Annotated in this window: 20 protein-coding genes; 17 read left to right on the top strand and 3 right to left on the bottom strand. The window is 39.4% G+C overall.

What is annotated here, in order from left to right:
- Positions 1–27 precede the first annotated feature (27 nt).
- From PaeCFBP13512_RS04180 to PaeCFBP13512_RS04145, 8 genes are all read left to right on the top strand, one after another.
- Positions 28–798: an SDR family NAD(P)-dependent oxidoreductase gene (locus PaeCFBP13512_RS04180; RefSeq protein WP_175425135.1), complete on the top strand. Its 771-nt coding sequence runs from the start codon at positions 28–30 to the stop codon at positions 796–798.
- Between the two features lie 211 nt (positions 799–1009).
- The gene (locus tag PaeCFBP13512_RS04175; RefSeq protein WP_069326806.1) at positions 1010–1684 is read left to right on the top strand and encodes a Na-translocating system protein MpsC family protein; all 675 of its coding nucleotides are present in this window, start codon (positions 1010–1012) and stop codon (positions 1682–1684) included.
- A 121-nt stretch (positions 1685–1805) separates the two neighbouring features.
- Positions 1806–2213, top strand: coding sequence for a response regulator (locus tag PaeCFBP13512_RS04170; RefSeq protein WP_137221343.1), 408 nt, complete (start codon positions 1806–1808; stop codon positions 2211–2213).
- Positions 2214–2360: 147 nt separating this feature from the next.
- Positions 2361–3041, top strand: a complete 681-nt coding sequence (locus PaeCFBP13512_RS04165; RefSeq protein WP_069326804.1) for a DUF2294 domain-containing protein — start codon at positions 2361–2363, stop codon at positions 3039–3041.
- Positions 3042–3175: 134 nt separating this feature from the next.
- The gene (locus tag PaeCFBP13512_RS04160; protein ID WP_241669266.1) at positions 3176–3895 is read left to right on the top strand and encodes a Na-translocating system protein MpsC family protein; all 720 of its coding nucleotides are present in this window, start codon (positions 3176–3178) and stop codon (positions 3893–3895) included.
- Positions 3896–4019: 124 nt separating this feature from the next.
- Positions 4020–4412 carry a response regulator gene (locus PaeCFBP13512_RS04155; protein WP_069326802.1) on the top strand — a complete coding sequence of 131 codons (393 nt, stop codon included), beginning with the start codon at positions 4020–4022 and terminating at the stop codon, positions 4410–4412.
- An 84-nt stretch (positions 4413–4496) separates the two neighbouring features.
- A complete protein-coding gene (locus PaeCFBP13512_RS04150) occupies positions 4497–5138 on the top strand; it encodes a deoxynucleoside kinase (RefSeq protein ID WP_069326801.1) in 642 nt (213 codons plus the stop codon).
- Entirely contained in the window at positions 5116–5790 is a 675-nt protein-coding gene (locus PaeCFBP13512_RS04145; protein ID WP_069326800.1) for a deoxynucleoside kinase, read from the top strand. The genes PaeCFBP13512_RS04150 and PaeCFBP13512_RS04145 overlap by 23 nt, the downstream gene beginning before the upstream one ends.
- A gap of 112 nt (positions 5791–5902) precedes the next feature.
- Here PaeCFBP13512_RS04145 and PaeCFBP13512_RS04140 read toward each other — a convergent pair whose 3' ends face one another.
- The gene (locus PaeCFBP13512_RS04140; RefSeq protein WP_137221342.1) at positions 5903–6325 is read right to left on the bottom strand and encodes a VOC family protein; all 423 of its coding nucleotides are present in this window, start codon (positions 6323–6325) and stop codon (positions 5903–5905) included.
- A gap of 93 nt (positions 6326–6418) precedes the next feature.
- Positions 6419–7102 (bottom strand): hypothetical protein, encoded by a 684-nt coding sequence (locus PaeCFBP13512_RS04135; RefSeq protein ID WP_137221341.1) that lies wholly within the window; start codon positions 7100–7102, stop codon positions 6419–6421.
- A 311-nt stretch (positions 7103–7413) separates the two neighbouring features.
- On the opposite strand from PaeCFBP13512_RS04135, the gene PaeCFBP13512_RS04130 reads away from it, so the two are divergent.
- The 4 genes from PaeCFBP13512_RS04130 to PaeCFBP13512_RS04115 all read left to right on the top strand — a co-directional run bounded on the left by PaeCFBP13512_RS04130 (position 7414) and on the right by PaeCFBP13512_RS04115 (position 11783).
- Positions 7414–8538: an FAD-dependent monooxygenase gene (locus PaeCFBP13512_RS04130; protein WP_137221340.1), complete on the top strand. Its 1125-nt coding sequence runs from the start codon at positions 7414–7416 to the stop codon at positions 8536–8538.
- A gap of 276 nt (positions 8539–8814) precedes the next feature.
- Positions 8815–9351, top strand: coding sequence for a type IV pilus modification PilV family protein (locus tag PaeCFBP13512_RS04125; protein ID WP_069326796.1), 537 nt, complete (start codon positions 8815–8817; stop codon positions 9349–9351).
- Positions 9335–9913 (top strand): PulJ/GspJ family protein, encoded by a 579-nt coding sequence (locus PaeCFBP13512_RS04120; protein ID WP_161594204.1) that lies wholly within the window; start codon positions 9335–9337, stop codon positions 9911–9913. The genes PaeCFBP13512_RS04125 and PaeCFBP13512_RS04120 overlap by 17 nt, the downstream gene beginning before the upstream one ends.
- A gap of 49 nt (positions 9914–9962) precedes the next feature.
- Positions 9963–11783 (top strand): hypothetical protein, encoded by a 1821-nt coding sequence (locus PaeCFBP13512_RS04115; RefSeq protein ID WP_137221338.1) that lies wholly within the window; start codon positions 9963–9965, stop codon positions 11781–11783.
- A gap of 126 nt (positions 11784–11909) precedes the next feature.
- Here the strand turns inward: PaeCFBP13512_RS04115 and PaeCFBP13512_RS04110 are convergent, their stop codons facing one another.
- A complete protein-coding gene (locus PaeCFBP13512_RS04110; protein ID WP_137221337.1) occupies positions 11910–16526 on the bottom strand; it encodes a DUF5057 domain-containing protein in 4617 nt (1538 codons plus the stop codon).
- A 212-nt stretch (positions 16527–16738) separates the two neighbouring features.
- Here PaeCFBP13512_RS04110 and PaeCFBP13512_RS04105 point away from each other — a divergent pair, with 212 nt between their 5' ends.
- The 5 genes from PaeCFBP13512_RS04105 to PaeCFBP13512_RS04085 all read left to right on the top strand — a co-directional run bounded on the left by PaeCFBP13512_RS04105 (position 16739) and on the right by PaeCFBP13512_RS04085 (position 22113).
- Positions 16739–18403, top strand: coding sequence for a GspE/PulE family protein (locus PaeCFBP13512_RS04105; RefSeq protein WP_069326792.1), 1665 nt, complete (start codon positions 16739–16741; stop codon positions 18401–18403).
- A gap of 65 nt (positions 18404–18468) precedes the next feature.
- The gene (locus tag PaeCFBP13512_RS04100) at positions 18469–19518 is read left to right on the top strand and encodes a type IV pilus twitching motility protein PilT (RefSeq protein WP_137221335.1); all 1050 of its coding nucleotides are present in this window, start codon (positions 18469–18471) and stop codon (positions 19516–19518) included.
- Positions 19518–20723, top strand: a complete 1206-nt coding sequence (locus PaeCFBP13512_RS04095) for a type II secretion system F family protein (protein WP_137221333.1) — start codon at positions 19518–19520, stop codon at positions 20721–20723. Before PaeCFBP13512_RS04100 ends, PaeCFBP13512_RS04095 begins: the two co-directional genes overlap by 1 nt.
- Before the next feature lie 50 nt (positions 20724–20773).
- Complete coding sequence (locus tag PaeCFBP13512_RS04090; RefSeq protein ID WP_069326789.1) at positions 20774–21232, top strand: prepilin-type N-terminal cleavage/methylation domain-containing protein; 459 nt, start codon at positions 20774–20776, stop codon at positions 21230–21232.
- 89 nt (positions 21233–21321) lie between these two features.
- Positions 21322–22113 carry a prepilin peptidase gene (locus tag PaeCFBP13512_RS04085; protein WP_241669265.1) on the top strand — a complete coding sequence of 264 codons (792 nt, stop codon included), beginning with the start codon at positions 21322–21324 and terminating at the stop codon, positions 22111–22113.
- Positions 22114–22129: the final 16 nt, after the last annotated feature.

The following is a 22129-nucleotide window of genomic DNA, read 5'->3' as shown; positions in this document are numbered from 1 at the left end:
AAAAGTAGAAGTATAGGGAGGCACGTTATGATTGCGATCGATTTGAGTGGTAAAACAGCATTAGTCACAGGAGCAACAGGTCAGTTAGGTCGTGTTATGGCACGTACATTGGCTCAAAGTGGTGCTAATCTGATTCTTCATTATTTTCGTAATCAAGAACAAGCTTCGTTGTTACAACAAGAATTGCAGCAGCTAGGACGTTCTGTTTTTATTGTCCAAGCAGATATAGGGAACATGGATGATGTAGTTCAAATGAAGCATACATTATCGACAAATTTCGTTATGCCTGATATTGTTGTAGGTAATGCTGTTTCGCAGTATGAATGGACATCTATTTTAGAACAAAATATGCAGGATTATATAGATCAATTCCAGACAACGGTGTTACAAGCCGTCCATCTAGCTAAAGTATTCGTTCCTCATATGATAGAGCAACGATACGGTAGAATGATCGGGATTAATACGGAATGTGCGATGCAAAATGGACCGACGCAATCAGCATATGTAGCTGGAAAACGTGGTATGGACGGGATTTATCGCATTCTTGCCAAAGAAATAGGCGAGCATCAGATTACAGTCAATCAAGTCGCTCCTGGTTGGACATTAAGCGAGCGTGATCTTGGCATAGACCCTTCTGAAAGGCAAGATAGTGCGTACATTCGTCAGGTACCTTTGCAACGCAGAGGAACCGATCAAGAGATCGCCAATGTTGTAGTTTTTCTTGCTTCTGATCTAGCCAGTTATATTACAGGTGCTTATATTCCTGTCACTGGCGGTAATGTAATGCCTACAATTTAAACTATTCTTTATAAGACCATAGACAGTGATGAGCAAAAGTTGTGGATCATACTATTCATATTATGCGTACAAAAGAACTAATTATTCTAATAAATATATTTTTGATAGAGAAGTTGGTTATAATTGTAAAATAAGTTGTTTGTAAATAAAGGTAGTACCTATATTTATTAATGAAACTGAATAGATATAGGATCAGGTAGGAGCGTGTCTAGTGAATGATCAGCAACTGGTTAGTTTAGCAACTAGCTATACGACCAAGTTATTAAGAAGCCGCTTCGGAAAAGGTCCAGAATCTATATCAGTCTATGTAACAGGCAAATGCGTTATTTTTCATCTCAACAATTTTATTAGCCCTGTCGAAAAATTTTTGTTAAATCAAGAAGAAGAACAAGCTTTCCGTTACACTCGTGAATTGATCATGAAATCAATGTTGCCTGAATTAAAGAATTTTTTGAATGAGGATTTAAATCTAACGGTAGATGAGTTATATTATGATTGGGGTATTCATAACGCTTCGGGAATTATTGTTGGCTTGGATACGGCTCATTTTGAAGAACCTATAGATTATAATGGCAAACAAGAAGCACATGATCAGATACTTGATGTCACTTCCATCGTTCAAAAAAGAAGCTCTTATATTGATTCATGGTGGGTCAACTCCAAAATTTTAGTTATCTTTCGAAAGGGTATAACCATACTTCTAGAGAAAGAACTGTTTAAATTGGGATATGAACAGCAATTGAGAGTCGCTAAACGAAAGTTAGAAAAAGGATTGCTTAAAAAAAATACGAACTTAGGTCAATTGTTTGACAAAAAATTGGCGGATATTTATATTGATTGGGATTTTGATCTAGATCATAGTACGTTTGTGTATACGTTTAAATAATATAACGATAAAGAATATATGATCGGTAATGATTCAGACATGATTATGCGCTGAAATTAGGCCGAAGAACAGGTGAAACTACCTTTTCTTCGGTCTATTTTTATTTAAAGGAGGCATATCGATGAATATGAACCAAGTACAAAATGAGGTTCTTTATATTGAGGATGATGAAATTAATCTAGCCTTGATGCGTCATATCTTTTTGAAAAAGTTACCTTCGCTCAAATTAATTGAAGCCACGACGGCTAGACAAGGTATCGAGATTGCTAAAGAGCGTAAATTATCGTTAATTTTATTAGATATAGGATTACCTGATCAAGATGGATTTACAGCTTTGAAAGAAATTAAATCATGTACGGTTCAAGAACCTACTTCGATCTGGGCAGTTAGCGCAAGTGTTTTTGAATCGGATATCAAAAATGGACTGAATGCAGGATTTGAAAAGTATATTACGAAGCCATATGATATCCAAAAAATAGTGAAGTTAATTAAAAATACGGTAATGGTTGGAACTATAAATACGAATTAGTAAACTAGGAGTGATGTTTTGCCAAGTCAAATCTTTTACTTTAAATCAGATGTACAAGTATCTGTATAGCCATTGTACAGATACTAAATGATGTAACATACCCAAATCTAGGAATGGAACTGGGATATTATATTGGGAGTGTAATCATTGAATCGGAAAAAATTAATTAATCAAACCACAAGTTATACTACAAAATTATTAAGAAATCGTTTCGGTAAGGGGCCTGAAGCGGTATCTGTGTATTTATGTGAACAATGTATCATTTTACATCTCAAAAACTTTTTAAGTCCAGTTGAAAAGTTTTTGCTAAGTCAGGAAGAAGAACAAGCTTTTCGTTATACGCGTGAATTGATTATGAAATCGATGTTGCCTGAGCTTAGAAATTTTATGACCGAAGAGTTAGAATTAAAAGTCGTTGATCTGTACTATGACTGGGGGATATATAACGCTTCGGGAGTGATTGTAGGATTGCTGGATTATGATTTCAATGCTACTCAAGAAGACTATGAAGGTAAAGAAGAATTACATCGTGAGATTATAAGAGCCACGACTGAATTGCAAAAACCTCCGACATGGATGGACTCCTGGTGGATCAACTCCAAAACATTATTTATTCTTCGTAAAGGAACCACTATTCTTTTGGAAAAAGAACTGATTGGTCTGGGTTATGAAAATATGTTACGGATGACTAAAGGGAAAATCGAGAAAATGTTATTAGAGCAGGAAATTCAGATCGAACCTATTTTCAACAAAAAAATAGCTGATCTTTATGTGGATTGGAGTTTTGAGAACGATCATAGTATGATTATGTATACGTTTGAAGAATAACGAAATGGGCTAGTGGTTAACATCGTAAAATGCTATAATACTTTAGCAAGGGAATCTTAATTCCTTTTTGAATATCATTATATTGAATATGCACATTTGAGTTTATTGTATTGTGATCTTTACACTCCATGTGAATGATAGAGCAAAATGGAGTATATTCGTATGGAGGCAAAGGTATGCAATACAATGAATTGGTAAGCCAAGCAACCAGTTTTGTTAGTAAAATGCTAAGAAAACGCTTTGGTAAAGGACCAGAATCAGTACATATTGTTCTGTCCGATCGCTGCATTTTGATTCATTTACGGAACTTTTTGAGTCCGGTAGAGGAATTTTTATTGAGCCAAGAGGAAGAACAAGCTTTTCGTTATACACGAGAACTGATTATGAAATCTATGTTACCTGAGCTTAAAGTGTTTTTAAATGACCATTTAGATTTGAAAGTGACAGATATGTATTATGATTGGGGTTTGCACAATTCTTCCGGCGTGATCGCTGGCTTGTTCGGTTCTAGCTGGATGGAGACAGAAGATTATCAAGGGAAAAATGAAATCCATGATCAAGTGATGAAAGTAACTGCTGAAGTTCAGAAAACACCTGCTTTTATCGACTCCTGGTGGGTTCATCCTAGATTGTTAATTATCTTTCGAAAGGGTATAACCATATTACTTGAAAAAGAATTAATTGATCTCGGTTATGAAAATATATTGAAGTCAACCAAACGTAAACTAGAAAAGCGGTTGTTAGAACAACACGTCGATCTGGAATGTATTTTACAAAAGAAATTAGTCGACCTGTATGCGGATTGGAACTTTGAACGTGATCAGAGTATGGTTGTATATGTTTTTGAAGAATAAAGAATACTGAACGATATAAATATACGGTAATGATACAGACATTATATATGCGCTGGAATTAAGCCGAAAAAGAGGTGAAACAACCTCTTTTTCGGCTTTTTCTTTTTTAGAAAGGAAGGATTACATGCAACCTACCAAAATCCAGATTCTATATATTGAAGATGATGGAGTTAATATGTTACTGATGCGTCATTTGATTAAAAAGAAATTGCCATCTGTTGAGTTGTTAGAAGCATCTACGATTCAAGAAGGTATTGGATTGGCGATACAAACACAACCTTTTTTAATATTATCTGATATTCATTTTCTAGGCATGAACGGATATGAAGGTCTGACTCAATTGAAAGCAGATTCTCGAACATCGACGATACCCGTATGGGCGATCAGTGCTTTTGTACTGGAAGAAGATATTCGCAAAGGGAAAGCTGCTGGATTTGAACAATATATTACCAAGCCGATTCATATCGGACGATTCGCCAAATTATTAGAAGCCTATATTGAGCAAAAAACTTCTTAACATAGACAGCTACAATCGTTCTTCTTGTGATACAATACATAAGTCTGTTTGAAGATTATTGTAACAGGAAGGACATCCACATCTATGAAACAAACCCCGTTTATTGCTGTAGAAGGCGCTATTGGTGCTGGTAAAACAACACTTGCAACGATGTTAGCTCAGGAAATGAATATCTCGATTATCAAAGAAATTGTAGAAGAAAACCCTTTTCTCGGTAAGTTTTATGAGAATATCGACGAATGGAGCTTTCAGCTAGAGATGTTTTTTCTCTGTAATCGTTATAAGCAATTGGAAGATACCGGACTACAATATATAGCCAATCATAAGCCTGTTATTTCCGATTATCATATCTATAAGAATTTGATTTTTTCGGAACGTACACTGAAAGGTGTCCAACGGGATAAATACCGTCAAATCTACCATTTGTTAACCGATGATCTACCTAAGCCTGATATTATTTTGTATATCCGGGCTGATCTAGAAACGTTATTATATCGCATCAAAAAGCGGGAACGTACTTTTGAACAATCGATGGATACAGCGTATTTGGAACAATTGATTCTTGATTATGAAGAAGCGATGGCTTCGATTGCGATTAATGAACCATCGACTCAGATCATTACGATTGATGGCAATTTGATTGATTTTGTGGAAAATAAGGAGCATTTCGCACAGATTGCTTCTGATCTAAAGGAGCTTATACATGAACGAATACAACATACCTGATAATGCACTTATTACTGTCGCTGGTACTGTAGGTGTAGGTAAATCAACATTAACATCTGTGTTAGCAGAACGCTTGAATTTCAAAACATCTTTAGAAAAAGTGGATCACAATCCATATTTGGAAAAGTTTTATCATGATTTCGAACGGTGGAGCTTTCATCTTCAGATCTACTTTTTAGCAGAGCGATTTAAAGAGCAGAAAGCGATTTTTGAAGCAGGTGGCGGTTATGTTCAAGATCGTTCGATCTATGAAGATACCGGTATTTTTGCCAAAATGCATGCAGATAAAGGCACCATGTCTGTAACGGATTATGAGACATATACGAGTCTATTCGAAGCGATGGTGATGACGCCTTATTTCCCGCATCCCGATGTATTAGTGTACTTGGAAGGCAGTCTGCCATCGATTCTAAGCCGAATTGAGCTACGTGGTCGCCAGATGGAGATTGAGACAGAGCGTTCCTATTGGGAGCAGATGCATGGGCGGTATTCGACTTGGATTAATGAATTTACAGGATGTCCGGTATTGCGTCTGAATATTGATCAATATGATGTTCATGATCCAGCTTCGGTTGATTTTATTTTGCATGAAGTAGGTAAAGCGATTCAGTTGTCTCGTAGTAAGAATTTGAGTCAAGTGGAACAAGCGTAGTAGACATAGAGGTAACTCACCTATTAAAGACGAAAGACTCTCATAACGAGAGTCTTTTTTTGATGCCAAATATGCGATTTGAACCCATTTCAGTTTCATAAAAATCTGTTCTTTAAGAGATACGCTTTGCAATAGGATGATCTTTATTTAATTCTAATAAGTCCCATAAGTTGCCGTATAAATCTTTGAAAACAGCGACCATGCCGTAGTCTTGCTCTTTAGGTTCTCTAACAAACTCAATTCCATTGGCTACCATATCATGATAGTCTCTCCAAAAATCATCTGTATTTAGAAAAAGGAATACTCGATTCCCTGTTTGATTCCCGATAAACGGTTCCTGTTCAGACTTGGATGCTCTTGCGAGAAGAATCGTGGTTCCTACTGAACCTGGCGGAGAAATGACGACCCAACGTTTATCTTGTTCAGGTTGATAAATATCTTCGACTACATTGAAATGAAGCTTATTCGTATAAAATGCGATAGCTTCATCATAATCCTTGACGACTAATGCAATATGAACGATAGATTGAATCATAATAGAAATGCCTCCTATACATCATGTCAGTTACATTTAGATGGTACATGAATACATTTTATTATAGTATGATCGATGGCTTTTTTTATAGTATTAATTCTGCTGTCCGGTAGACGCAATACTTGATAACGATGTGAGGGCTGGTGTTAAGAAAGTCTCAGATTCTTTGCCTTCTGGAGACTGTACACGGAAAATATAAGCATCTTTGCTCTTTTTATCTTCCCAGACAATATAATCATACAATCCTTTTTCATTCGAAACTTGTAACAGTAAGCTTGCCTGTACCATTGGACCTTCAGCTAACTGGTCGCCTTTATATTCTTTTGCTTCGCCATACGCTGCCAATTCTTTTATTCCTTTTGTGCGTAACTCGTCTAGGTTGAAATCAGAAGATAATTTTTCGATGTCGGCATAGTATTTAGGATTATTCGTCAATTGAAGGCGATGGTTTGCAGTATCTAATGTGTATCCATCAAACACATATAATGAATAATCATTGCTCTTGTTAAGCGTAGCTGTTCGTTTATCGCCTATTCCCATATCGAAAGACTTCGTAGATTCACGTTCTACTATTGAAGCTGTTGCTTCGTCTTCTGAAGATTCTGTACTGTCTGCTACCTGATCTTTATCCACCTGTTGATCCTCTGTGGTCGTAGATACTGCTGGCTTGGCTTGTGAATCTGTAGCTGGAACCGTTGTTTGTTTTTGACAGGCTGTCATAGTGAGGGTAAGCAATAATACAGAAGCTATAGTTAAACTTTGATTTTTTGCATTCATGATGAACACCTCCTCTAGTTAGACGAACTCAATGCTGGATATATTACCTTTTTGATCAATTTCATATATTGAAGGTAGAGGATAAGCACATAAACTTTAATAGAATAGAACCAATTTTGTATAGGCTCTTCTTTTGAAAATAGGAAATAATCTCCTTCTTTGTCCACACTTTTGAAAAAATAGCAATCTTACATATTAAAAATTTTACATGTAAAATATGAGATATAGCTTATTTTTAACTATTCTTCTAGATGCAGTTGAAAATGCTGTTCAATCATCAAGTTGTTTTATTACACAGAAGGAGCTGCATTATGTCGAATACTATAGAAAATGTAATTATTATCGGAGCAGGAATCGGAGGATTATCGGCTGCGATTTCTTTGCGGAAAATAGGGCTTCAAGTGACTTTATGCGAAGGCAGTGCTCATGATGCACCTGCCGGTACAGGCATTACACAACCTCAGAACACGTTTAAAGTATTAAAAGATTTGGGTGTCTACGAAGAGTGTCTGGAGCAAGGGGTACAGTTAGATAGTATGCATATTCTGAACAAAGAAGGACGTGTACTATTAGAGGTGAACCAGAAGTTTTTGAATGAAGATTTACCGGGTCGTAACTCGATCTGGCGCTCCAGTCTAAATGATATTTTGCTCACTAAAGCTTTGTCACTGGGTGTGACGATGCAGTGGAATAAAAAGCTGAAAACATATGAAGAAAATGAAAACGGGGTCACCGTTTATTTTGAAGATGATACGATCTTAGAAGCGGATCTATTAGTAGGCTTTGACGGTATTCGTTCGAAAGTGCGCAATATGATGCTTCAACGCGAGGTTCAGTCGTCTTATCTAGGGATGGGTTCATGGCGTGTACCGATTGAGTTTCCTGCCGGTACATTAACGACAACAAGCTATATGCTACTGAATGAAGACAACAAAGTAGGTATTTTTCCGTTAACTGCAACCGATGGATATATGTTTATTTTGAAGCCTGTTGACGAAGATTATCGTGATCCGAAAGAACAACGTTATGATACGGTACGTAATATGTTGGAACCTTTTCAATGGAAAAAAGATTTCCTAAACAACTGTTTCCAACCGGATAGCCGGATTCTATTCAATATGATTCGTCAGGTTGTATTGAAAGAAAAATGGTATAGCCAACGTGTTGTGATCGGCGGAGATGCGGCTCATGCAAGTGCTCCTAATCTGGCACAAGGTGCAGCTATGGCGATCGAAGATGCGATCGTGTTAGCCGAGGAAATAGATCAACATCACTCGTTATCTGAAGCGTTATCGGCTTATTATGACCGAAGATATCCAAGAGCACGAGAAGTGCAACGGTTGTCTGAAGAGTTGCTGATTAATGAAATGTCTGGTAAATCGTCGCAACAAGAGATTATTCAGCAGTGTGATGCTTTACTAGAAAGAGCCTATTAAGTACAGATATTATGCTATTTAAATAACCATGATCTATAAAGCACCTATAAGGTGCTTTTTTTCTTTGTCTTTATTTCGGTTAGATAGATGTATACAAAATTAGGAAGGTTTGACGATTCATCAGGCATTTTATCGTTTCTGGAAGAGTCTATATTTGAAATTGAAAAAGGATGTATAAAGTTAAGAGCGTTATTGGTCGAAGAAGTAGATAAGAGCATATCTCTAATGAACGGATGCTACATCTATGATGACAGCTAGAGAAAAAGGAGCCTACCGATGAAAAAGTATCGCAAATATGAAGAGGGCTTTACCTTGATCGAAGTGATGGCGTCAATCGTTATTCTGGCGATTGTTTCATTAGTATTGATGTCTTACTTTAGCGATTCTTTATCTTATGCCAAAACGAATGCGAATAAAACAGTGATGGTGAATCTGGCGCGTAACGCATTAGTTTATACTGAAAAGCAAGATTTTGATACATGGAAAACGTATTTTCAATCCAATTCTACTGTCGATAGCCGAAAGTGTGAGTCGATCAGTAATTGCAGTCTATACGCTACGCTGGTGGAACAACCTCAAGTGTTAGCTGCGGTATTGAATCCGATTGTTAATGGAGTGCAATATCGAGTCGCTATTCAATATCAGAAGAACTTACTTCCAACAGCGACTTCTAGCAGTACAACAGGTACAGCCAAAGCCCAAGAATCAACATATCTGCTTCCTATCCAGATCAGTGTACATGGACCTGAGGAAAAAGCAGGTCAGGTCGGAACGATTGTGGAGGGATATATCACAGATGAGAAAATTCGTTGATCGATTACGTCGTCAGGACGGATTTACATTAGTCGAAATGATTCCCACACTGCTGTTGGTAGCTATGGTCATGACGATGGTCTATGGAGTGGCTCATTTTGGAATGCGTAGTTACAACCAGATCAAAGTTGAAAATTCTTTGCGTGATGAAGGCGATATTTTGATGTCTTCGATTATTACAGAGCTATACACTTTTTCACCGGATCGAGTTCGTCAGTTAACTGTAAATGGCAAAAATATAGGTATTCGTCTGGAACGTGATCCCGCTATAACGAGTGGAACAGGTACGATAGAAGCTTTGAATATTTATATGCAAGCAGGGTCGCTCTATATCGGTGATTTGCAGAGTATTAGTAGCTCTTCTACAGTAACATCAATTGTACTTCCCAAAGATCAGGTTAGAGCGGTGCAGTCTCAGTTAGGAGATAGTTCGTTTATCCAGATTCAGTCCGATGGTCGAACAGTCTATAATAGCGGCATTATTCAGATCAAATTAGCTTTGGCTCAGACAGTACAAGGTCAGAGTAAAAGTCTAGTGCTTGAAAGTAATTTTGGATTTTGATAATCCATACTTATAGGATAAGGCTAGAGGTTGAAAAAGGAGGTTATCCATGTCTGTATTTCGAAAGTGGACGCACAAGATTCGGCTGTGGCTAGGTCATACCTATACTAACGGTAGATCTGTTCCATATAAGCAAGAGCAAGGATCGGCATTGGTCATGGTGATGTTTGTCATTCTGATCTTGACTGTATTGGGTCTGGCAGTATTAAGTGCAACCGTAGGTGGAGCCAAGCGCACCGAAACACGGGAAAATGATGTACAAAGTCTACATCTAGCGCAGAAGTCATTGGATGAAACGGTAGCTTATATTACGGCTCAATTGGATCAGAAGCAAAATATTGATCCGATTAGTCTAAATACAGATATTCTGAGTATTACGCAACAGATTCAGAATCAGATCAATGCAGGTGTGAAGACGAGTACTGATCTGCAAGTCTCAGGAGCAGGGCAATCACAGTCTAAGCTGATGTCTATTGTTTATAAAGGACCAGAGAAAGGCGCAACTGCCCAGTTAACCCGGTATGCACTTACTTTAACGGCGCAAGCCAATGTAAATGGTGTAGTTCGCACACTGGTACAAGAAGTAAATATTGATACGTTTCCCGAATTTCTAAGTTATGCACTGGGTTCAGAACATAATCTGATTCTAAATGGAGCACCCAATATTATAGGGAATATCTACGCAGGTGATGGTCTGATGACCAGTCATACGGCTCGCTATACGTACAAAGCAGCCAGTCATACCAAAGCAACTCAATACCCACATCTTAATGGAGATGCTTATGTACAATCGTTAGAAGCGATTCAAGAGGAGAAAGTCAGTAACCAGTATACGCCGATTAATATGGACCCTACACTGGCTAATGATAGTCTAGGACGAGTGTTAGGCATTTCATTAGAACAAGTTAATATCAAAAACAAAAAGAAATTCGTACAGGTCAATCTGGATCAGACCTTTATCGACAAAATTGCTGAAGCGGTCTCGGTCAATCGAAATGATATCCAGACGATGTACATCAATACAGGACAGAACCCAGCTCAACTGATGACCGATGTTGCTAAACGGTATGGCATCAAGCAATTAACATTACCCACCAAGCCAGCTACTCCCGTTCGTCCTGCAATAGGCGCTCCATCTACCGAGTGGGATCAATACAATGCCGCGGTTGCCGCTATGCAGTCGTATGAAGAACAGATGGCTAAACTTAAAGTCACACTTGCTACTCTAGACCAATCTGTTTTATTTAACGGTGATCTTGAACTGGATGGCGTTACTTTTAATCAATTGAATTATGCACAAAAAGCAGGAAAATGGTTTTTGCTCAATGGGAATTTGACGATTGATAATTACCAGAAAAATTCGATTCAGATTCGTGCCAATATGCTTACCGCAGGTAATGTGAATATTCAGGGAGAAGCTGATTTGGACGCAACTATTTATGTCATGAAGAAACCAAGCAATCCAGCCGATTATACAACTGTTCTTCAAGACGCTACAATCAAAGGGTTAAATGGCAAAGAGGTTGTCTTAATGTCCAAAGGTGGTATTTTACTCAATCGTATCGAAGCATTCAGTAGTACACCGACAACGATTAAAGGATTCTTTTATACCGAAGCTGCGGCAGATTTGTATGGGGTCGGATCGGTATTCTGGTTGGATGGAGGCTTTTTTGCTAAAGGCGATCTGACTGTTAATGCAGTGGTCGGGGATGCTGTCGGAGGCGCAAGCGATATCGAAGTCAATCCTTCTTCCAATGTAGGAAGTCGCTTCCGGGTAACCTATAATGAAGGAGTATATGCAGATCAACAGGCAGGCCTACCACGGATTCAACAAGTCAATGTACGTGTAGGTAAGTTAGAACTTAAATAAGAAATAGAGTGGCTGTATAGCGAATCTCAAGCGTACAGTTGCACAATAAAAAGGCACTTATGATCTTTATTCAGATCGTAAGTGCCTTTTTGGTATTGTTATTGGATGATTTACTGTGGAAATGAATTAATAGCGATCACCGTTTGTATTTTTGGCGAGTACTTTAATCGTAACTGTTGCCCGAATCGAATTTTGATCGGTGTAGATCACAGTGGCTTCAGCCGTTCCTTTCCGTATTCCTTTCACAATACCATCTTTGGTTAACGAGATATTGCCTGTGTTGGTCGTGCTCCATTGAAGCGCATTTTGTAGAGCAGCGGTTAAGTCGACATTCGCAGGAGTGAAGAACAATACCGAGTTCAGATTCATCGAATCGCCTTCCCAAATCTGGATCTCACTTGGTAATCGTAACCCAGTGAGTACAGGCACAACCTGCACATCCAATTGAGCTTGCTTACCGCCTCCGCTAACGACTACGGTCACTGTTCCTTTTTGGATACCGGTGACGACTGCTGTATTGCCTGTGCCTATAATCGTAGCATAACTACTTTGAGCAGGATCAGCGAAAGACCATTTGAAATCAGGTATATCCGCATCTGCTGGTGTTAAGATCGCTTGTAATTTAATGCTTTCGCTAATATTGACTTTGTTGGCTCCGATAATCGATAGTCCTTGCACAGGTTGAACCACCTGTACTTGTTTTTTCACTTCAATTCCACCTGCATTTACGACTACAGTGACTATTCCTTTTTGCTTCCCTGTAATTGTAGAGGTATCTCCTGTACCGGAAGTGATTCCAGCTATTGTAGAGCTGGTTGGACTTTCAAATGACCAGCTATACTTCGGTACATCTGCATTCGCAGGAGAAATGATCGCTTGCAGATTAATCGTTGAACCTACAGCGACTATATCTGGACCTTGAATAGTAATCTTCTCTACTGGTCTAGTGATCACAATTGGATGTTCGTCTGTATAGGTACGACTTGGCGCCCCATTGGTCGTCACTGTAGCTACCAGTGTTACTGTTCCTGAATCATAGCCACGAACAACGACTTTCCATGGATCGAGAGTGGTTGGAGTCAGTGTCGCTTTGTCTTTGTCTGCTGGATTTTTAAATGTCCATGTGACCGTTGCTTTAGGGTTAGCGGGTACTAGAATCGCTTGTAATGTAGTACTGTCGCCTACTTTAAGTTGATCTGCTCCCACAATAGATACCCCTGGATTCGTCACCACAACGGTGGCTGTTGTAGAAATATTGCTACCATCTGTTGATGTAATCGTAATACGAGCTGTACCCGGTGCAACAGCAGTGATTGTTCCATTTTCACCCGTAGGTGTTACCGTTAGAACAGCCGGATTGTCTGATTTCCATTGCAGTACTTTGTTATTCGCATCTGCTGGTAAAACAATCGGAATTAATGTTTTCTGATCACCCACCCATAAGGTATCATTAGGCAATTGTAGACTGGTAATTCGTACTACAGATGAGAAGATAATATCTGGGAATACAATATTGACTCGTTCGGTAGGTACAGGTGTAGCGACTTGAATATCGCCTTCAAATGGATAAAGTGAAGCGCTATGTCCTGTCCCTGTTAAGGATCCTCCGATCAATGTTCCTCGAATATCTCCGCCGAAGGTAACCGCTGCTCGTGGAGCAAGTACTGTGCCCGGAATATTGATACTGCCTAGATTAAGCGCAGTGGCTCCGCTAAAGTTGAACAATACTTTCTTAGGATCAACACCACTACTTACGGTTAATCCACCGCTCATACTTACAACTGTTCCATCAATATTAACCAGTACCGTTGAGCCTGCGGGTACATTGATATTAAATGAATTGGTTTTGCTGACGTCTGCACCTGACACATTAAATACATTAGTGGTAGTGTCTGTACCTGTTAATGTGATCGTACCCGACGTTTCCACTTTGGTTGTTCCTGTAGCAGGAACCGTTGCTAATCGGTCTGTCTTTTTGAGTAACTGTGCACCTGCGGCATCGAAGTCGATCGGAGTGCCTTTTACCGTTTTGATATAGAAAGGACTAAATGCAATTCCTCCATAAACAGCATTCCCGTAATTGACCGTCCCACCTGCAAGACTCAAATTCAGATTTTTACCTGCTACCAATACGCCTGTTCCTGTTGCGGCAGAAGTAAGCTTGGTTCCGATATTGAATCCGCCGGCTAGCGTCACTGTTCCAGCTCCTGCAACACGACCTTCTGTTGAAAATCCAGAAGCATTCATATTGATATCGCCTAGCATAAAGATATTGTAATCTCCCGGTGTGCCAAGATCGCTTATAGTTTCAAAAGCATTATGAATATCTGCATAATCTAGCTTGGCATTAACCAGATTATACGTACCCTTACTGACGGGCGTTACGGCTACCGAGAAGGTAAGTGCATTTGGATTATCCGGTGTATACGATTGAACATTATTTTTGGTCGTTAGAGTGTACGGAATATCAGTTAACGTCTTTTTCAATGTATAGCCTGTAACTAACGTACCTTCTTTGGTCATGCCTTCAGGTAAATTACCAACAATTTCTAAGTTGGGTGGCAACTTCTCAGTATATTGAATATTGGAAATAAGAAGCTTACTAAACCCTTGTTCTTGTGAATTGACGGTCTGAATAGCAATCGGTTGCGGAGTCACTGAATACAACATTGTAAGTGGTGCATTACGCTGAATTTCTCCATTTTGTACACCGGATACAATTTTGCGATCGGTTAACAAATTGGCACGCGTTTGTTGAATGTTTAATGTTGTGATCTGCTTAGATACAGCTCCTTGCTTATCACGGACTGTGATTTCAATTTGAAGAGTACCGCCTTGTGGTAAAGGATTGGTAAATGTTTCGGTTACATTTTGGCCGGATAAGACTGTTTTTTCTGAAATTTCAAGGTCAGGTAGATACACGCCGTTTGATTTGAATTTGACGCTAGTATATACGTTACGATCTTTAAGATCCAAGTCATTCGGCATATAGCTTAGAACAAGGTCTTTCAGATAAGAAGGCTTAGTGCTCTGATCGGTTGGGGCATTGATTGTGATATACGGAGCATGATTCGATCCGATAAATGCTCGATACAATGTATTTACAAATAATTTCTGCTCCCATTGAGGGAATTTATTATTGGTATGACCTGTACCTGAATATGTTACATTTCCTTTGGAATACGTATAGTAATGATTCCAGCTATCAGCGGCATCCCGACTACTACCAATAATGTTGTACCAGGAGACGACATCGGGATCTTCCAAATTCAGCGTATAGTACTGGTCATGCGTAAGATTGATTTGACCTACATAACCGCCTGTATTTGTAGGCGCTTGACTGAGGTCAAATGGATATTGTGTTAATAAGCCATCATTGACTACAGCTGTACTTGAAGAAGCAGAGACTGCATTCAGACCAATATTCGTTTTGGGTGCAATCTGACCCGAAGTCGGCTGGAAGTAGCTTAGCCATCGGCTAGAGTTAGTATTACTTTTGTCATAAATCGTATCATGGGTAAACATAACCCCTTGACCAGACGCAATAAATTTCTGAACCGCTGTCGCAGAAGCATCGGTTAACGGAGCGAACTGATTGTATTCATCCCGAAAACCAAAGACAAGCATATCGTACGTTCCATTTAACGTGCCATAGACAGCAGGCGTATTAAATTCACTGAACGATTTGACAGTAATATTCAAATTATAATTATCACTATTGAGATAACTTTGTGTCATATTAGCAGTGTTTAACAGACTGCTAGCATTTCCATCAGAAGGTAATACTTGAAGGACACGCACGACGGTTTTTTCATCTTGATATCGAATAATCCCTGTGGTGTAGTTTTTGAGTTGTCCGCTACTTTGACGATCTACAATTTCTAATTTCCAATACAGTAGACCTGAATATGCTTTGGGAAGCTTATATTGTAGCGTTCCATTGGATTGAGTGAGTGAAGTCGTCGCTACCAGTTGATCTCTATCCATCGTAATCACTTTATCGATTCCCAGATACAGATTCGCTTCTACTCCTCCACTACTAAAATCCGTAATACGATCCACATTAAAAGCAAAATTGATCGTATCCCCTTGTTTGTAAGCATTGGTCTTGTTCACAGAATAATCAATAGGTGCTGAAGTCACTGTAAACTGAGGACGTTGCATCAGTAAGGCACTAATCGTAGAACTTGAATTTTTCATCTGTGTTACGAGTGCAGTTAATCCACTATCATCGACAAAAAATACATTATTCACTTTGGATGCGTTCTGATTGTATTTAGCAAATGTATCATACAAAATACGCTGATCTGCCTGAGCTTTGGACGTATTAGCCGTCTGACTCAGAATCGAATTGTGCAAAATAACCGGTAATCCTTTATTGATGTAACTATTCACAATATCATCCGCTTTGAGATGTGTAATATCGTTCATGACGGGAGTGGTATTGTGATTATTTCCTTGAACGCCTGTAGTGCTATACGTTCCTTTGCCAATGTAGATGGCATCATATTTGCCATCTAATTCTTCACGTTGGGCTACAAATTCTTTCATTCGAATCGAACGGACAGTGAAATTAGACACATTTGCAAGCTGGCTTTTTAGTGACGACGTTCCATCATCACTAATTTCTAAAATACGTACTGGATATGCGGAAGCAGCACCCACCATCATATGGGTAATCGGTATGATTATTAGGCATAAAAGTACGATAACAAGAGGGATCCAGCGCTTTCTGATATTCATGTATCAGTTCTCCTTAATATTTCTAGTTCGTTATATAACAAATATTGTAAAGCTATCCGATAAAAATGGAGTAGATGATATATATATCGGTTGCAAAGGGTATTTCAAAAAGTCATTTCACTCAATTTATTAGTTGTCATTCTATCTATTGAATAAGTAAGCATATATGGATCCATAAGTACGTCATCATAATGGCTATGGAGTTGAAATGAATGAAAATGTTGAAAAAGAAATTAGGCGATCTTCTATTTGAAAGTGGTCTAATTTCGCAAGAACAATTGCAACAAGCTTTGACCGAACAAAATAAATCCAAACGCAAGCTTGGTGATGTATTAATAGCTCAAGGATTCATCACGGAGCAGCAGTTGATTGAAGTGTTAGAACTTCAATTAGGTATTCCTCATGTGAGTCTTTTTAAATATCAGATTGATCCAGCGATTACGCAGATCATTCCTGAAAGTATGGCGAAGCGATATCAAGTGCTTCCTTTTATGAAAGATGGTAGTAAATTAACGGTAGCGATGGTTGATCCACTGGATTACTTTGCGATCGAAGATTTGCGGATGACCACTGGCTTCCGTATTGAGCCAGCGATCTCTAGTCGGGATGAATTACAGCGCGCGATTGCTCATTACTATGGACTGCGCGATTCGATGAGTCTAATGATGGGCGAATTGCCTACGCAAGATGAGATCGAAGAAACCGAGATTACCGATGAAGCTTCACCTATTGTTCGACTGGTCAATCAGATGATACAGCAAGCGGTTCATTTGAAAGCTTCTGATATTCATGTCGATCCCGGTGAAAATGATGTGGTGATTCGTTATCGTATCGACGGTGTGCTACGGACAGAGCGTCATATACCGAAGCAAATGCAAGGATTTATCACGGCTCGTCTTAAAATTATGGCGAAATTAAATATTGCTGAACGTCGTTTACCACAAGATGGACGAATAAAGCTACAGTTTGATCTCAAAATGGTCGATATTAGGGTATCTTCATTACCAACCATGCATGGCGAAAAAATCGTGCTTCGACTTTTGGATTTAAGTACAGGAGTGAAGCCGGTAGAACAACTTGGATTTGATCGTAAAAATGCAGTCTGGTTTCGTGAAATGATTGAACAGCCTTACGGCATTTTGTTAATCACAGGCCCTACAGGTAGCGGTAAAACAACAACGTTATATTCAGCACTTAATCTATTGAATACCGAAAGTTCCAATGTGATTACGATTGAAGATCCGGTGGAATATCAATTAGAAGGTGTCAATCAAGTTCAGGTGAATCCTTCGATAGGGTTAACATTTGCTGCCGGATTACGTTCGATTTTGAGACAAGATCCTAATATCGTGATGGTCGGTGAAATACGTGATGATGAGACCGCAGAAATTGCTGTCCGTGCTTCATTAACAGGTCATCTCGTGTTATCGACGATTCATACCAACGATGCGGTCAGTACTGTTATGCGTTTGCGAGATATGGGCATCGAGCCTTATCTGATTGCTTCTTCATTAATCGGGATTGTCGCTCAGCGCTTAGTGCGTCGCATTTGCTCGGATTGTAAAGAATCTTATACACCGACTGACCAAGAGCAGATTGTACTTCAGACTCATGGCTTAGATGTACAAGTACTCCATCGGGGGAAAGGTTGCGGTAACTGTAATAAAACTGGTTATCGTGGACGTGTAGCGATTCAGGAAGTGCTTAAGATCGATCAAAATTTACGCCGAATTATTACCGAAGGTGCAGCGATCGAAGCGATTAGAGAAGCTGCCCAAGCGCAGGATATGGTCACACTGATGGTAGATGGATTGCATAAAGTCACAGAAGGTGTAACTACTATTCAAGAAGTGATGCGTGAAACCGTTGCTTATTAATAACAGCTATCTATCACTCTAGAAATAATGAACATGATCTGAATGTTAAAGGGGGAAAGACAGGAATGGCTCATATCGGTCTGGGTATCAAGGAATTACTTGGTAACATGCGAGATGCAGAAGCTTCTGATTTGCATGTATCGACCGGATCAGCACCTATTATGCGGATTCACGGGATGCTCCATACAGGTAAAGGGGAACTTCTTACAGCTAGCGATACAGAAGAAATGGCGCAAATGCTATTACGGGAAGATCAATGGGCTACTTTTCAGCAAGCAGGCGAATTGGATTTTGCGTATATGCTTGAAAATGGATCGCGTTATCGGATCAATGTTTTTCGCCAAAAAGGTCATATCAGTATCGCAGCAAGATCGATTTCTGATCGTATTCCTACATTAGAGTCTTTGGGATTACCGCCGATGCTCAAAGGATTAACTGAAAAGCCTCAAGGGTTGGTGCTTGTCACAGGGCCTACAGGTAGCGGTAAATCTTCTACACTGGCGGCAATGATTGGATATATCAATACCCATCAACGCAAGCATATTGTGACGTTAGAAGATCCAATTGAATATATACATGAACATGGATATTCATTGGTGAATCAAAGGGAAGTTGGACATGATACAGCAAGCTTTGCCAATGGAATTCGGGCAGCATTACGGCAAGACCCTGATGTATTACTGGTAGGGGAAATGCGAGATTTGGATACGATCTCTGCCGCTGTAACCGCAGCGGAAACAGGGCACCTCGTATTCGCAACCTTGCATACCAGTGATGCACCACAGACAGTAGATCGGATTATTGATGTGTTTCCTGCTCATCAACAAGGACAGATACGCATCCAATTAGCTTCGGTACTCACAGCTATCATTTCACAGCGGTTATTACCATTAGCTGATGGGCAAGGTCGAGTATGTGCGACTGAGATTCTGATGCAGACGCCAGCGATCGCCAATCTGATTCGTACTGAAAAAACACATCAAATCAAAAGTCTGATGCAGACGGGACGAATGTTAGGCATGCATACACTGGATATGAATATCCGAGATCTGTTGCAACGTGGACAGATTTTGCCAGCGGTAGGGAAGCCATATCTTGCTGAGGTGAATGCTTAATGGCTCAATTTGAATATCAGGTACGAACCAATAGTGGCAAACAGCTCAAAGGTACGTTAAATGCAACGGACAAAACAGCTGCTATGGAAGAATTACGTAAGCGTGGATTAACTGTATTTTCACTGAATGAACGACGGATGACCCTTTTTTCCAAAGAAATCTATATTGGTAGTCCGGTTAAAACGATTCATTTCATTATTTTCTGTAGGCAGTTCTCGACGTTGATTCGTGCAGGAGTTACGATTCTGGATGCTACTCGAATCCTTGCCGACCAGACGGAAAGTAAAGTATTACGCAAAACGTTACAAGATGTATATGCCAGTCTGATGCGCGGAATTGCTTTGTCACAATCGATGCAAGAACATCGAAAAGTCTTTCCACCGCTATTTATCAGCATGTTACGAGCTGGTGAAGAATCGGGCGATTTGGAAGGAACGTTAGATCGTCTCGCTGTTTATTTTGAAAAACGTCATGGTACACGTGAAAAGATCAAATCAGCATTGACGTATCCTGTCACTGTGGGTCTTCTAGCAGTAGCAGTAACCGTATATCTACTGGCAGCTATTATTCCGCAATTTGTAAATATGTTTGCTTCGATGAATGCAAAGTTACCTGCAATTACAGTGATTGTATTGTCACTCAGTAATAGTTTACAAAAGCAGTGGTATATCTGGGTATTGGTGCTTCTGCTTCTTATCATTTCCTATATTATTCTTCAACGTTCGGAACGGGGAGCCTATTGGATTGATTATGCCAAGCTCAAAGTCCCTATTTTCGGAAAGTTAAATCAAAAAGGCTCTATTGCTCAATTTGCTCGTACGTTTTCCTCATTATATGCGAGTTCAGTACCTATTCTACAAGCGCTCACTATTGTAGAAGAAGTAGCTGGCAATAAAGTGATCGAAGGGTATTTGCGTCAGGCAGGAGAGTCATTGCGTAAAGGAAATCCATTATCAGAACCACTTAAAAAAGCATGGGTATTCCCACCGATGGTGACTCAAATGATTGCTATTGGTGAAGAAACAGGTGCACTGGATCAGATGCTGAGTAAAGTGGCTGATTTCTACGAGATGGATGTAGACAACACAGTGGATCGACTCAAATCATTGCTTGAACCGTTATTGATTACTTTTTTATCTGCTATTGTCGGGATTATTGTGGCAGCTATTATGCTACCGATGTTCAGTCTGTATAACAATCTGTAAGTATTCACATCAAGAACAACACTACATTTAATTAACTGGAGGAATTCAAAATGATGAGCAAAGTGATGAAACGTATGGGTAAAGAGGAAAAAGGGTTTACATTGATTGAGTTGCTAGCTGTTATCGTTATTATGGCTATCATCGCTGTTATCGCTATTCCAATGATCGGTAATGTTATTAATAAATCCAAAGCAAATGGTGATTTAGCTACAGCTTCGCAAGTATACAATTCAGCTCGTCTGTATGTAATTGGTGAGAAAAATGGCGATTTCACTACTGTTGCAAACAGAACAGTAACATTGGCTAACATGACAAGTACTGGATATTTGAATGCTGATACTAGCTTACCAAGTTCGAAACAAACATTAACAGCTGCAACTGTAGTATTTACAGAAAAAGGTGAGCTGGTGAGTGTTACTCTTGCACCTGTAGGTCAGGGATCAACAAATGGAGCATACACAGCGGCTCAAGTTCTGAGTGCAACTCCCGCAACTCCGGCAGCTAACTAAACAACAATAGCTAAAAGCTAATCATTCAATCATAAACGAATCAAAAACCTACAAAAGATCGGAACCATGTTTCCGGTCTTTTTGAAATCATGAATAAGAAAGTAGATTACATCACAATGGATATGATGTTATGGATAAATATCTATATTGTTGTACTGGGTATGGTATTGGGTTCCTTTTTCCATGTGGTTGCATGGCGTGTACCTGAAGGACAGTCGATTGTTCACCCACCGTCCAGTTGCTCACATTGTCAGCACCGTTTATCTGCGCTGGATATGATTCCTGTGCTTAGTTATATCGGTACAAAAGGGCGGTGCCGGCATTGTAACACACGAATATCGATTCAATATCCAATCGGAGAAGCGATCACAGGTCTACTATTTCTATGGGTATTTCTTCATTTTGGATGGACTGGCGATACATTAATCGGTTGGTTATTGGTGAGCTTGTCAGTGATTATTACTTTATCAGATCTACAAGTGATGAAAATTCCGAATAAAGTGTTACTCTTTTTTGCTCCTATTTTTCTAATCATGGTCGTATGGTTACCTGGCACGATGAGTATCGTTTCACATCTGAGTGGAGCGATTGCAGGTGGGGGTATTTTGTTGCTCATTTCCTTTATCAGTCGTGGTGGGATGGGCATGGGCGATGTAAAGCTTTTTGCTTTGTACGGATGGGTCATCGGATTTTCAAATATTCTGCTTGCTCTTTTTATAGCGTGTTTACTTGGAACACTAGTAGGAATGGGATTAAGACTACTCGGTAAAGTGCAAAAGCAACAACCGATTCCATTTGGTCCTTTTTTAGCAGCAGGCACTTTAATTGCTTTTATGTATGGAGCACAGATAATAGACGCATATCTTTCGCTTATTGGTTAGGAGGAGGTTAGCCCCT

This window comes from Paenibacillus sp. CFBP13512 (assembly GCF_005233705.1).
Classification (GTDB): Bacteria; Bacillota; Bacilli; order Paenibacillales; family Paenibacillaceae; genus Saccharibacillus; species Saccharibacillus nuruki.
This window is presented reverse-complemented; position numbering and strand designations above follow the sequence as displayed.